This is a genomic window from Streptomyces galbus, assembly GCF_005280195.1.
In the GTDB taxonomy this organism is placed as follows: domain Bacteria; phylum Actinomycetota; class Actinomycetes; order Streptomycetales; family Streptomycetaceae; genus Streptomyces; species Streptomyces galbus.
The window spans coordinates 138,607-151,626 of record NZ_SZPR01000017.1; the positions used below are offsets into that span (position 1 = coordinate 138,607).

At 72.6% G+C, this 13,020-nt stretch carries 9 protein-coding genes; 6 read left to right on the forward strand and 3 right to left on the reverse strand.

Annotated features, from left to right (window positions below; all coding sequences use genetic code 11):
- Nucleotides 1-45: 45 nt before the first annotated feature.
- A complete protein-coding gene (locus E4U92_RS20115) occupies nucleotides 46-549 on the reverse strand; it encodes a MarR family winged helix-turn-helix transcriptional regulator (RefSeq protein ID WP_137301827.1) in 504 nt (167 codons plus the stop codon).
- Nucleotides 550-802: 253 nt separating this feature from the next.
- Here E4U92_RS20115 and E4U92_RS20120 point away from each other — a divergent pair, with 253 nt between their 5' ends.
- Nucleotides 803-1,636 carry a lysozyme gene (locus tag E4U92_RS20120; protein ID WP_137301828.1) on the forward strand — a complete coding sequence of 278 codons (834 nt, stop codon included), beginning with the start codon at nucleotides 803-805 and terminating at the stop codon, nucleotides 1,634-1,636.
- 115 nt (nucleotides 1,637-1,751) lie between these two features.
- On the opposite strand, the gene lon is transcribed toward E4U92_RS20120, so the two are convergent.
- Nucleotides 1,752-4,184 carry an endopeptidase La gene (gene lon, locus E4U92_RS20125; RefSeq protein ID WP_137301829.1) on the reverse strand — a complete coding sequence of 811 codons (2,433 nt, stop codon included), beginning with the start codon at nucleotides 4,182-4,184 and terminating at the stop codon, nucleotides 1,752-1,754.
- Nucleotides 4,185-4,358: 174 nt separating this feature from the next.
- Between lon and E4U92_RS20130 the strand changes: the two genes are divergently transcribed.
- Nucleotides 4,359-5,036 (forward strand): GNAT family N-acetyltransferase, encoded by a 678-nt coding sequence (locus E4U92_RS20130; protein ID WP_137301830.1) that lies wholly within the window; start codon nucleotides 4,359-4,361, stop codon nucleotides 5,034-5,036.
- 115 nt (nucleotides 5,037-5,151) lie between these two features.
- Here E4U92_RS20130 and E4U92_RS20135 read toward each other — a convergent pair whose 3' ends face one another.
- Complete coding sequence (locus tag E4U92_RS20135; RefSeq protein ID WP_174863948.1) at nucleotides 5,152-6,018, reverse strand: rhomboid-like protein; 867 nt, start codon at nucleotides 6,016-6,018, stop codon at nucleotides 5,152-5,154.
- A 184-nt stretch (nucleotides 6,019-6,202) separates the two neighbouring features.
- Between E4U92_RS20135 and E4U92_RS20140 the strand changes: the two genes are divergently transcribed.
- The 4 genes from E4U92_RS20140 (at nucleotide 6,203) to E4U92_RS20155 (ending at nucleotide 13,004) form a co-directional block, all read left to right on the forward strand.
- Nucleotides 6,203-6,898: a spermine/spermidine synthase domain-containing protein gene (locus E4U92_RS20140; RefSeq protein WP_137301831.1), complete on the forward strand. Its 696-nt coding sequence runs from the start codon at nucleotides 6,203-6,205 to the stop codon at nucleotides 6,896-6,898.
- A 123-nt stretch (nucleotides 6,899-7,021) separates the two neighbouring features.
- Complete coding sequence (locus E4U92_RS20145) at nucleotides 7,022-7,762, forward strand: response regulator transcription factor (protein WP_067236986.1); 741 nt, start codon at nucleotides 7,022-7,024, stop codon at nucleotides 7,760-7,762.
- Nucleotides 7,759-8,865 carry a sensor histidine kinase gene (locus tag E4U92_RS20150; protein WP_137301832.1) on the forward strand — a complete coding sequence of 369 codons (1,107 nt, stop codon included), beginning with the start codon at nucleotides 7,759-7,761 and terminating at the stop codon, nucleotides 8,863-8,865. Before E4U92_RS20145 ends, E4U92_RS20150 begins: the two co-directional genes overlap by 4 nt.
- Nucleotides 8,866-9,179: 314 nt before the next feature.
- Nucleotides 9,180-13,004: a multifunctional oxoglutarate decarboxylase/oxoglutarate dehydrogenase thiamine pyrophosphate-binding subunit/dihydrolipoyllysine-residue succinyltransferase subunit gene (locus E4U92_RS20155; protein WP_137301833.1), complete on the forward strand. Its 3,825-nt coding sequence runs from the start codon at nucleotides 9,180-9,182 to the stop codon at nucleotides 13,002-13,004.
- Nucleotides 13,005-13,020: the final 16 nt, after the last annotated feature.

Below are 13,020 nucleotides of genomic sequence, written 5' to 3' on the forward strand. Positions count from 1 at the left end.
GGCGGGCTCCTCGTCGGGCCGGCCGTCAAGGGCGGCTTCCGGGAGCTACTTCTCCATGACCCGGTTGAGCTGGTGCAGCAGGCGGGCCAGCTCCGCGACCTCGCGGCGGTCCCAGTGGGCGAGCTGGCTGACGTAGCGGGCGCGGCGGGCCTCGCGCACGCGGCCGACCCGGGAGCGCCCCTCCTCGGTGAGGTCGACCAGCCAGGCGCGGCCGTCGGCGGGGTCGGGTTCGCGGGCGAGCAGGCCCAGTTCCTCCAGGGCGCGGAGCTGGCGGGACATGGTCGCCTTGCCGACGCCGATGTAGGCGGCCAGTTCGGTGGCGCGCTGGCGGCCCAGCTCGTCCAGCCGGATGAGCAGGCCGTACGCGGCGGGCTCCAGGTCGGGGTGCACCTCGCGGGCCATCTCCCCCTGGCTGGCCCGGGCGCGCCGCAGCAGCACCGTCAACTCCCGTTCCAGCGACAGGAACTCGGGGTCCGCGCCGCCGGCCGGGCCGCCCCGTCGTGCGGCGCCGTCCGCCGCGTCCTTCGCGTCGCCGTTCGCGTCGTGCACGTCAGCACCCCTGCCCGGTTTCCCGTACCTGAAAGTTTCCGCCACTGCCGGCCATCGCCCCAGCTCCGCCAGTATTTCGCAGGCGTAGACCAACGGCAGCCTCCGGACCCCCTTCTCAGCGGCCGTTCTACGTGCGTAGCGTCGTCGACGCGGCCCCATCCTGGCATGCCCACGCCATACACGCCCGGACGGGTGACCGCGCACCGCTCGGCACGAGATCCGCGTTCCCCCCACCACTCCCCGGAGGTACGTCATGCCCGTGCGCAGACCCGGCGCCACCCCCACGAGACCGGCCGCCGCCGTCCTGGCGGCGACCCTCGCCGCCCTCACCGCCCTGCTCCTGCCCGCCTCCCCCGCCTCCGCCTCCGCGGCCGCCGTCCCCGCCCGCGGCTCCGCCGAGATGGGTGCGGGCGTCCTCGCCCACGACGGGCAGAGCGGCACCCCGGTCCCCGGCGACGCCACCCAGACGGAGGGCGTCGACGTCTCCGCCCACCAGGGCAACGTCGCCTGGTCCACGCTGTGGGCCGGCGGGGTGCGCTGGGCGTACACGAAGGCGACCGAAGGCACGTACTACCAGAACACCTCCTTCACCCAGCAGTACAACGGCTCCTACGACGTCGGCATGATCCGCGGCTCGTACCACTTCGCGACCCCGGACACCACCGGCGGGGCCACCCAGGCCAACTACTTCGTGGACCACGGCGGCGGCTGGTCCCGGGACGGCCGGACCCTGCCCGGCGTCCTCGACATCGAGTGGAACCCGTACGGCGCGGCCTGCTACGGCAAGACGCAGAGCGGGATGGTGACCTGGATCCGCGACTTCCTCACCCAGTACCGGGCCCGCACCGGCCGCGACGCCGTCATCTACACGGCCACGAGCTGGTGGACCCAGTGCACGGGCAACTACGGCGGCTTCGCCGCCACCAACCCGCTGTGGATCGCCCGCTACGCCGCCGACCCGGGCACCCTCCCGGCCGGCTGGGACTACTACACGATGTGGCAGTACACCTCCACCGGCCCGACGGTCGGCGACCACGACAAGTTCAACGGGGCCCTGGACCGCGTCCAGGCCCTGGCGAACGGCTGAGGGCCGCGCGCCGACCGGCGGCCGACGGTACCGGCCGCGAGGGTGGCCGGCCGGCACCGGGAAGGCCCGGGCCCCCGCACGGGGACCCGGGCCTTGCGCGGGCCGGCCGCCCCCGTCACGCGGCGGCCGGGACCTCCGGCGCCGCCCCGCGGGTGGCGGGGGCCAGCGCCAGTTCCAGGACCTGGCGGACGTCGGTGACGGTGTGGACGTCGAGCGTGTCCAGCACCTCCGCCGGGACGTCGTCCAGGTCGGGCTCGTTGCGCTTGGGGATGATCACCGTGGTGACCCCCGCCCGGTGCGCGGCGAGCAGCTTCTGCTTCACCCCGCCGATCGGCAGCACCCGCCCGGTCAGCGAGACCTCGCCGGTCATCGCCACGTCCGTGCGGACCAGGCGGCCCGACAGCAGGGACGCGAGGGCCGTCGTCATGGTGATGCCGGCGCTCGGGCCGTCCTTGGGGACCGCGCCCGCCGGGAAGTGGATGTGCACGCCCCGGTCCTTCAGGTCGGCGACGGGCAGCTCCAGTTCGGCGCCGTGGCTGCGCAGGAAGCTCAGCGCGATCTGCGCCGACTCCTTCATCACGTCGCCGAGCTGACCGGTCAGGGTCAGCCCCGCGCCGCCCGTCTCCGGGTCGGCCAGCGACGCCTCGACGAACAGCACGTCGCCGCCCGCCCCGGTGACCGCCAGACCGGTGGCCACGCCCGGCACGGCCGTACGGCGCTCGGCCGGGTCCTGGGCCGACTCCGGCACGTGGTGCGGGCGGCCGATCAGGGACCGCAGGTCCGCGTCCGTGAGGGTGACGGGCAGCTCGCGCTCGCCCAGTTCGTGCTGGGCGGCCACCTTGCGCAGCAGCCGGGCGATGGAGCGCTCCAGGGTGCGCACGCCCGCCTCACGGGTGTACTCGCCGGCCAGCTTGCGCAGCGCGCTCTCGTCCAGGGTCACCTCGTCCGCGGCCAGGCCCGCCCGCTCCAGCTGGCGCGGGAGCAGGTGGTCGCGGGCGATGACGACCTTCTCGTCCTCGGTGTAGCCGTCCAGGCGGACCAGCTCCATGCGGTCCAGCAGGGCCTCCGGGATGGCCTCCAGGACGTTCGCCGTGGCCAGGAACACCACGTCGCTCAGGTCGAGCTCGACCTCCAGGTAGTGGTCGCGGAAGGTGTGGTTCTGCGCGGGGTCCAGCACCTCCAGGAGCGCGGCCGCGGGGTCGCCGCGGAAGTCCGAGCCCACCTTGTCGATCTCGTCGAGCAGCACCACCGGGTTCATGGACCCGGCCTCCTTGATCGCCCGCACGATGCGCCCGGGCAGCGCGCCGACGTACGTACGGCGGTGGCCGCGGATCTCGGCCTCGTCGCGCACGCCGCCGAGGGCGACGCGGACGAACTTGCGGCCCATGGCGTGGGCGACGGACTCGCCGAGCGAGGTCTTGCCGACGCCGGGCGGGCCGACCAGCGCCAGGACGGCACCGCCGCGCCGGCCGCCGACGACGCCGAGGCCGCGGTCCGCGCGCCGCTTGCGCACGGCCAGGTACTCGGTGATGCGCTCCTTGACGTCCTCCAGACCGGAGTGCTCGGCGTCCAGGACCGCCTTGGCGCCCTGGATGTCGTAGGCGTCCTCGGTCCGTTCGTTCCACGGCAGTTCGAGGACGGTGTCCAGCCAGGTGCGGATCCAGGAGCCCTCCGGGGACTGGTCGCTGGACCGCTCCAGCTTGTCGACCTCCTTCAGGGCCGCCTCGCGGACCTTCTCGGGCAGGTCGGCGGCCTCCACGCGGGCGCGGTAGTCGTCGGACTCCTCGGCCGCGTCCTTGGAGTTCTCGCCGTTCAGCTCGCGCAGCTCCTTGCGCACGGCTTCGAGCTGGCGGCGCAGCAGGAACTCACGCTGCTGCTTGTCGACGCCCTCCTGGACGTCCTTGGCGATGGTCTCGGCCACTTCCTGCTCGGCGAGGTGGTCGCGCAGCTGCTGGGTGGCGAGCTTCAGACGGGCGACCGGGTCGGCGGTCTCCAGCAGCTCGACCTTCTGCTCGGTGGTGAGGAAGGGCGAGTAACCGGAGTTGTCGGCGAGGGCGGAGACGTCGTCGATGGCCTGCACGCGGTCGACGACCTGCCAGGCGCCGCGCTTGCGGAGCCAGGCGGTGGCCAGGGCCTTGTACTCCTTGACCAGGTCGGTGACGTGGCCGGGCAGCGGATCGGGGGTGGACTCGTCGATCCGGGTGCCCTCGACCCACAGCGCCGCGCCGGGGCCGGTGGTGCCCGCGCCGATCTTCACGCGGCCGCGGCCGCGGATCAGGGCGCCGGGGTCGCCGTCGGCCAGCCGGCCCACCTGCTCGACCGTGCCCAGCACGCCGGTGCCCGCGTACGTGCCGTCGACGCGGGGGACGAGGAGGACCTTCGGCTTCCCGGGCTCGGAGCGGGCGGCGGCCTGGGCGGCCTCCACCGCGGCGCGCACGTCGGCGTCGTTGAGGTCCAGCGGAACCACCATCCCGGGCAGCACCACCTCGTCGTCGAGCGGCAGCACAGGCAGGGTGAGCGGTGTGAACGCTGCGGACTCAGCAGCCATGATCTCCCCTTCGGCAGTCAAGTTGAGTTATGCCGACTCAATGCACGTGAGCCCCCGAATGTTCCCGGCGCCGTGTTCGCTCTGAGCGATCAAGGGTGGGGAAGGGGGCGAGCGGGCGCATATCGTCAGCGCCGTAAGAGGTGAAAAGGCTCTGTGGTTATTACGGAGGCGGGCGTGCACGAGATCGTACGGGCGTGGGTCGACGGGTGGGTCGTGTCGCGCGGGGCCGCGCCGCCGCAGCCCCGCCCCTGGGGCGTGACCATCGACGTGGGGGACGTCCAGCACGTGTCGCGGCACGTGCTCGGCGCGATCGGCGAGGGCGTGCAGGAGACCGTCGTACGCAAGGTCGCGGGCGAGGTCACCGGGGCCGGGATCTGGCTGAAGGCGTTCCGGGACCCGGGGGACGTCTCGGCGTGGCTGGGACCGGGCTGGTGGGTCGACCCCGAACCGGGCTACCTGATGACGGTCCCGCTGGAGCCGGCGCCAGGAGCCGGAAGGCCCGACGGCCGCGGCACGCTGCCCGACGGCTACGCGGTGCGCGACTGGACCCGGGGCGGGGTGACCAAGGTCCTGGTCACCGCGCCCGACGGCTCGCTGGCGGCCCGGGGGCAGACGGTGCCGACGGGCGCGCAGGCGGTCGTCGACCGGATCGAGACGGCGCCGGCCCACCGGCGCCGGGGTCTGGGCGGCCTGGTGATGCGCCGCCTGCAGGCCGCGGCCGCCGCGACGGGAGCGCGCCGCGGCGTCCTCGCGGCCACCCCCGACGGGCGCGCGCTCTACGAGACGCTGGGCTGGCGGGTGGAGGCCGTGCTGACCAGCGCGAAGTTCACGGGGGTGGAGGGGGGCGAGTAGGCGTCCGGGGCGGGCGGGCCTCCGGGAGGCGCCGCCGCGTAACCCCGTGGGGCGAGCGGGCAGGCGGGATGCGATCGCCAGGCGGGGCGGGGCGTGATCGACAGCGGCGTACGCCCTAAACCGCCGTCACCCGCACCGCCGGCCGGTCCGCTCGCTCGGGGCCCGTCCCCGCGGGCCGTCCCGTGGCCGTCTCCCGGGCCGCCCGCCAGCCCCGCACCGTCGGCCACAGGGCCACGCCCACCGCCAGGGCGATCAGGTGCCCCCAGTTGGTCAGCGGGTCCGTGAAGGCGACCAGGTCCTCCAGCAGCAGGCCCCCGAAGGCGACGAGCAGCGGCCACCGCAGCCACGGCGCCAGCAGGCCGGACAGGGCGCCCACGCTCGCGGCGACGCCGAAGCTGATGCCGTAGTCGAGGCGGTGCAGCGAGGTGTCGGGCAGGTGCCCGGCGAGGACCGCGAGGCCGACCGGCCCCTCGGTGGCCAGCGTGGCCAGGGCGTGCCCGGCGACGAACACGGCGGCCGTGCGCAGCCCGCCGAGGCGCCGTTCCAGCGCGGTGAGCACGACCACGAAGCCCACGGCGAACGGCGAGACGAAGCCGCCCGCCACCCACAGCGCGCTGGCCGCCAGCACGGGCACCGGCGCCCGCAGCAGGTGGGCCACGTCCGTGCTGGACCCCTGGTGCAGGGCGTGGACGAGGGCCGGGTCGGCGTACGTGGCGACGCAGGAGGTGACGGCGAGGACGGCGGCGTACCAGAAGGTGAAGGGGGTGGCGGTGGGGGTGGGCAGGAAGTGCCAGGGGCTCGGGCCGCGCGGGGCGGGGGCGGCCCCGGGCGCGTCCGGCCCGGCCGGCCCGGGCTCCCGTGCGGGGGTCCACTGGCGGGGCATCCCGTCCAGCGGCGCCTGGGTGCCTGGGGGGGACTGCGGGGGCGCGGGGACCCGGGGTGTCGCGCGGGGCGACGGGTCCGGCGGTGCGGTGCGTTCCACCTGAGGCGCTCCTTCCGTTGCCGCCAGCCTTCGCCGTGCGGGGCCCGCTGTCTGTGACCGCGGCCACGTCACCGGCGATTCTCAGCAACCTCTCAAGGTGCTCCGCGTACGGCTTCCCTCCCCCACTCGGATGACGTGCACAAACTCCGTCAACAATCGGTCACGGAAGTGCCAGGATGGGCCGATGTCCCTCTTCGACGAACTCTCCCCCGGCCCGGACACCCCCCGGGTCCTGGACCGTCGTACGGGCCCCCACGGCGAGGTGGTGCTGCGCCGGCACGGGCAAGTCCTGCAGATCATCGCCAACGGCTGTTTCCTGATGGACACCTCCGACGGCCGCTCGGAGCGGCTGCTGGTCGACGCGGCGCTGGCCGCGCTGGACGGCCGGCCCGCACCGCACGTCCTGATCGGCGGGCTCGGCGTGGGATTCTCGCTCGCACACGCCGCCGCGGAACCGCGCTGGGGGCGGATCACCGTGGTGGAGCGCGAGCGGGCGGTCGTCGACTGGCACCGCGCGGGCCCCCTGGGCGCGGTGTCCCGGGACGCGCTCGCCGACCCGCGCGTGACGGTCGCCGAGGCGGACCTGGTCGCTTATCTGAATGAGACATCGGACACGTTCGACGCCCTGTGCCTCGACATCGACAACGGGCCCGGCTGGACGGTCACCGAGGACAACGACGGCCTCTACACCCCGGCCGGACTCCGTTCCTGCGCGCGGGTGTTGAGACCCGGCGGGGTGCTCGCGGTGTGGTCCGCGCAGCCGTCTCCGGAATTCGAGGGAACCTTGGGGAATGCCGGGTTCCAGCAGGTGCGTACCGAAGAGATCCCGGTTGCCCGAGGCGTGCCGGACGTGGTGCACCTCGGCGTCCGACCTGGATAGCAAAGGCGCGGCGACTCCCCGTACGCTGCTGCCTTGGCGCCGATCATTCAAGCGTCAATCGCAGTCATGCGCAGACATGGGGTCACCCCACGGATCCCGTAAAGCACACCTCAGGGGCGGGCGATGGAGCAGACACACACCTCGCACAGCGGAACGACGACGGCCACCCAGGGCGCGCAGCGGCGCGTGCTGGTCGTGGAGGACGACCCGACCATCGTCGACGCGATCGCGGCCCGCCTGCGCGCCGAGGGATTCCTCGTGCAAACGGCGGGCGACGGCCCCGCGGCGGTCGACACGGCCGAGGCCTGGCAGCCCGACCTGCTGATCCTCGACATCATGCTGCCGGGCTTCGACGGCCTGGAGGTCTGCCGGCGCGTGCAGGCCCAGCGGCCGGTGCCGGTGCTGATGCTGACCGCGCGCGACGACGAGACCGACATGCTGGTCGGGCTCGGTGTGGGCGCCGACGACTACATGACCAAGCCGTTCTCGATGCGGGAGCTCGCCGCGCGCGTGCACGTGCTGCTGCGCCGGGTGGAGCGGGCCGCGCTGGCCGCCTCGACGCCGCGCAGTGGCATCCTGCGGCTCGGCGAACTGGAGATCGACCACGCGCAGCGGCGGGTGCGGGTGCGCTCCGAGGACGTGCACCTGACGCCGACCGAGTTCGACCTGCTGGTCTGCCTGGCCAACACCCCGCGCGCGGTGCTCTCCCGTGAGCAGTTGCTCGCCGAGGTGTGGGACTGGGCCGACGCGTCGGGCACCCGGACCGTCGACAGCCACATCAAGGCGCTGCGGCGGAAGATCGGCGCCGAGCGGATCCGCACGGTGCACGGCGTGGGCTACGCCCTGGAGACCCCGACGCCATGACCGGCGGGCCGGACGGACCCAGAAGCCCCGGGGAGCCCTTCGGGGGCGTTCGCCCGTTCTCGATCAAGACCAAGCTGGGCGCGCTGGTCGTCACGTCGGTCCTGATCACCACGGGCCTGTCGGTGATCGCCGTGCACACCAAGACGGAGCTGCGGTTCATCACGGTCTTCTCGATGATCGCCACCCTGCTGATCACGCAGTTCGTGGCGCACTCGCTGACCGCCCCGCTGGGGGAGATGAACACCGTCGCCCGGTCCATCTCCGACGGCGACTACACGCGCCGGGTGAGCGAGCGGCGCCGCGACGAACTGGGCGACCTGGCGCAGACGATCAACGTCATGGCCGACGAGCTGGAGGCCCAGGACCGCCAGCGCAAGGAGCTGGTGGCAAACGTCTCGCACGAGCTGCGCACCCCCATCGCGGGCCTGCGCGCGGTGCTGGAGAACGTGGTCGACGGCATCGCGGAGGCCGACCCGGAGACGATGCGCACGGCGCTGAAGCAGACCGAGCGGCTCGGGCGGCTGGTGGAGACCCTGCTGGACCTGTCCCGCCTGGACAACGGCGTCGTCCCGCTGCGCAAGCGGCGCTTCGAGGTGTGGCCGTACCTGTCGGGCGTGCTGAAGGAGGCCAACATGGTCGCCTCGGCGCGCGCCGGGATGGCGTCCGGCTCGGGCAGCCACACGCGCACCGACGTGCACCTGCACCTGGACGTCTCGCCGCCGGAGCTGACCGCGCTCGCCGACCCCGAGCGCATCCACCAGGTCGTGGCGAACCTCATCGACAACGCGGTCAAGCACAGCCCGCCGCACGGGCGCGTGACGGTCAGGGCGCGGCGCGGGCCGCAGCCGGAGTCGCTGGAGCTGGAGGTCATGGACGAGGGGCCGGGCATCCCGCGCTCCGAGTGGCACCGGGTCTTCGAGCGGTTCAACCGGGGCGCGGTGCGCCGGCCGCACGGTCCGGGCAGCGACGGCGGCACGGGGCTGGGGCTGGCCATCGCCCGCTGGGCGGTCGATCTGCACGGTGGCCGGATCGGAGTGGCCGAATCCGAGCGCGGTTGCCGGATCCTCATCACCCTTCCGGGAGAGTCTTCCGCGTCGAGTTGACGTACAGTGCGAACCGGAACCTCAAGATCCACGACGGTCCGCGCGGCGTTCCCGCAGCGGGACACGTGTGATCAGGGGCGGGCCCGCACGCTCGGCGCGCGTGGCCCGCGCCGACGTACCCACTCACCTGTGCGGGTCCCGCCGGTGAGCAGGCCAACCGCGCTTGTTTCCCGCCAATTCAAGCCCCGAAACACGCTCTTTCATGTGACTTACGCGACGATGGACGGGCCCGGCCTGACCTTCACCCCGCGGGAGGCGTAGCCTTTATTCCCGCTGTCCATCACCTTGTGAAGCGGAAGAGGGCGGTTGCCGCCGTGTCGCCACAGTCCCCCAGTAACGCATCGAGCGCTCCGACGACCGACGCGGACCAAGCGGGCAAGAACCCCGCTGCCGCGTTCGGTCCCAACGAGTGGCTCGTCGACGAGATCTATCAGCAGTACCTCCAGGACCCGAATTCGGTGGACCGAGCCTGGTGGGACTTCTTCGCCGACTACAAGCCGGGAGCACCCAGTGCCCCGGCTGCGGCGGGTACTGCGGCCACGGGGGCCGCAGGGACCACCCCCACCCCGGCTCCGGCCGCGCCCGCGGCCCCCGCCGCGCAGGCCCCCGCCCAGGCACCGGCACCGGCCTCCCCGGCCCCCGCCGCCCCGGCGCAGGCCGCCCCGAAGCCCGCGGCCGCCGCTCCTGCGCCCGCGCCCGCCAAGCCCGCCGCCGCGGCCCCCGCCGCCAAGCCGGCCGCCGCGAAGGCCACCCCGGCCGCCGAGGCGCCCGCGGGCCCGGAGTACGTGCCGCTGCGCGGCCCGTCCGCCGCGGTCGCGAAGAACATGAACGCCTCGCTGGAGCTGCCGACCGCCACCTCGGTCCGCGCGGTCCCGGTGAAGCTGCTGTTCGACAACCGCATCGTCATCAACAACCACCTCAAGCGGGCGCGCGGCGGGAAGATCTCCTTCACGCACCTGATCGGCTTCGCGATGGTCCAGGCCATCAAGCAGATGCCGTCCATGAACCACTCGTTCGGCGAGAAGGACGGCAAGCCGGTCCTGGTCAAGCCGCCGCACGTCAACCTCGGCCTGGCCATCGACCTGGTGAAGCCCAACGGCGACCGCCAGCTCGTCGTGGCCGCCATCAAGAAGGCCGAGACGCTGAACTTCTTCGAGTTCTGGCAGGCCTACGAGGACATCGTCCGTCGCGCCCGCGACAACAAGCTGACGATGGACGACTTCACCGGCGTCACGGTCTCCCTGACCAACCCCGGCGGCCTCGGCACGGTCCACTCGGTGCCGCGCCTGATGCCCGGCCAGTCGGTGATCATGGGCGTCGGCTCCATGGACTACCCGGCCGAGTTCCAGGGCACCTCCCAGGACACGCTGAACAAGCTCGGCATCTCCAAGGTCATGACGCTCACGTCGACCTACGACCACCGGGTGATCCAGGGCGCCGCCTCCGGCGAGTTCCTGCGCGCGGTCGCCAACCTGCTGCTGGGCGAGAACGGCTTCTACGACGACATCTTCGAGGCCCTGCGCATCCCCTACGAGCCGGTCCGCTGGCTCAAGGACATCGACGCCAGCCACGACGACGACGTCACCAAGGCCGCCCGCGTCTTCGAGCTGATCCACTCCTACCGGGTCCGCGGCCACGTCATGGCCGACACCGACCCGCTGGAGTACCGCCAGCGCAAGCACCCCGACCTCGACATCGTCGAGCACGGGCTGACGCTGTGGGACCTGGAGCGCGAGTTCGCCGTCGGCGGCTTCGCCGGCAAGTCGATGATGAAGCTGCGCGACATCCTCGGCGTGCTGCGCGACTCGTACTGCCGCACCACCGGCATCGAGTTCATGCACATCCAGGACCCCAAGCAGCGCAAGTGGATCCAGGACCGCGTGGAGCGCCCGCACTCCAAGCCGGAGCGCGAGGAGCAGCTGCGCATCCTGCGCCGCCTGAACGCCGCCGAGGCGTTCGAGACGTTCCTGCAGACCAAGTACGTCGGCCAGAAGCGCTTCTCGCTGGAGGGCGGCGAGTCCGTCATCCCGCTGCTCGACGCGGTGCTGGACTCGGCCGCCGAGTCCCGCCTGGACGAGGTCGTCATCGGCATGGCCCACCGCGGCCGGCTGAACGTCCTCGCGAACATCGTCGGCAAGTCGTACGCGCAGATCTTCCGCGAGTTCGAGGGCAACCTCGACCCGAAGTCGATGCACGGCTCCGGCGACGTGAAGTACCACCTGGGCGCCGAGGGCACCTTCACCGGCCTGGACGGCGAGCAGATCAAGGTCTCCCTGGTCGCCAACCCCTCGCACCTGGAGGCGGTGGACCCGGTCCTGGAGGGCGTCGCCCGCGCCAAGCAGGACATCATCAACAAGGGCGGCACGGACTTCACCGTCCTGCCGGTGGCGATCCACGGCGACGCGGCCTTCGCGGGCCAGGGCGTGGTGGCCGAGACCCTGAACATGTCGCAACTGCGGGGCTACCGCACCGGCGGCACGGTCCACATCGTCATCAACAACCAGGTCGGCTTCACCGCGGCCCCCGAGTCCTCGCGTTCCTCCATGTACGCCACGGACGTGGCCCGCATGATCGAGGCCCCGATCTTCCACGTGAACGGCGACGACCCCGAGGCCGTCGTGCGCGTCGCGCGGCTGGCGTTCGAGTTCCGCCAGGCGTTCAACAAGGACGTGGTGATCGACCTCATCTGCTACCGCCGCCGCGGTCACAACGAGTCGGACAACCCGGCCTTCACCCAGCCGCTGATGTACGACCTGATCGACAAGAAGCGCTCGGTGCGCAAGCTCTACACCGAGTCCCTCATCGGTCGCGGCGACATCACCCTGGAAGAGGCCGAGCAGGCGCTGCAGGACTACCAGGGCCAGCTCGAGAAGGTCTTCACCGAGGTCCGCGAGGCGACGGCCCAGCCGGCCGCCGCGCCGTCGCACGACCCGCAGGACGGCTTCCCGGTCGCGGTGCAGACCGCGGTCTCCACCGAGGTCGTCAAGCGGATCGCCGAGTCCCAGGTCAACATCCCCGACCACGTCACCGTCCACCCGCGTCTGCTGCCCCAGCTCCAGCGCCGGGCGGCGATGGTCGAGGACGGCACGATCGACTGGGGCATGGGCGAGACCCTGGCCATCGGCTCCCTCCTGCTGGAGGGCGTCCCGGTCCGCCTGGCGGGCCAGGACTCCCAGCGCGGCACGTTCGGCCAGCGCCACGCGGTCATCATCGACCGCGAGACCGGCCAGGACTTCACGCCGCTGCTGTACCTCGCCGAGGACCAGGCCCGGCTGAACGTCTACAACTCCCTGCTCTCCGAGTACGCGGCGATGGGCTTCGAGTACGGCTACTCGCTGGCCCGCCCCGACGCGCTCGTGATGTGGGAGGCGCAGTTCGGTGACTTCGTCAACGGCGCCCAGACGGTCGTGGACGAGTTCATCTCCTCCGCGGAGCAGAAGTGGAGCCAGACGTCCGGCGTCGTCCTGCTCCTGCCGCACGGCTACGAGGGCCAGGGCCCGGACCACTCGTCCGCGCGTCCCGAGCGGTTCCTCCAGCTCTGCGCGCAGAACAACATGACGGTCGCCATGCCGACGCTCCCGTCGAACTACTTCCACCTCCTGCGGTGGCAGGTGCACAACCCGCACCACAAGCCGCTGGTCGTCTTCACCCCGAAGTCGATGCTGCGCCTGAAGGCCGCCGCGTCGAAGGCGGAGGAGTTCACCACGGGCGGCTTCCGCCCGGTCATCGGCGACGCCTCGGTCGACCCGGCCGCGGTCCGCAAGGTCGTCTTCTGCGCCGGCAAGGTCTACTACGACCTCGAGGCCGAGCGCCAGAAGCGCGGCGTCACGGACACCGCGATCATCCGCATCGAGCGCCTGTACCCGCTGCCGGGTGCCGAGCTCCAGGCGGAGATCGCCAAGTACCCGAACGCCGAGAAGTACCTGTGGGCCCAGGAGGAGCCGGCCAACCAGGGCGCCTGGCCGTTCATCGCCCTGAACCTGATCGACCACCTGGACCTGGCGGTCGGCGCGGACATCCCGGCCGGCGAGCGCCTGCGCCGCATCTCCCGCCCCCACGGGTCGTCCCCGGCGGTCGGCTCGGCGAAGCGGCACCAGGCGGAGCAGGAGCAGCTGGTGCGCGAGGTGTTCGAGGCGTAAGCCGCACGGCACCCGC

Bases quoted from the DNA above. Each gene is read 5' to 3' on its own strand.
- E4U92_RS20120 (WP_137301828.1), top strand. From the start codon at position 803: ATGCCCGTGCGCAGACCCGGCGCCACCCCCACGAGACCGGCCGCCGCC.
- lon (WP_137301829.1), bottom strand. From the start codon at position 4,184: ATGGCTGCTGAGTCCGCAGCGTTCACACCGCTCACCCTGCCTGTGCTG.
- E4U92_RS20140 (WP_137301831.1), top strand. From the start codon at position 6,203: ATGTCCCTCTTCGACGAACTCTCCCCCGGCCCGGACACCCCCCGGGTC.
- E4U92_RS20145 (WP_067236986.1), top strand. From the start codon at position 7,022: ATGGAGCAGACACACACCTCGCACAGCGGAACGACGACGGCCACCCAG.
- E4U92_RS20150 (WP_137301832.1), top strand. From the start codon at position 7,759: ATGACCGGCGGGCCGGACGGACCCAGAAGCCCCGGGGAGCCCTTCGGG.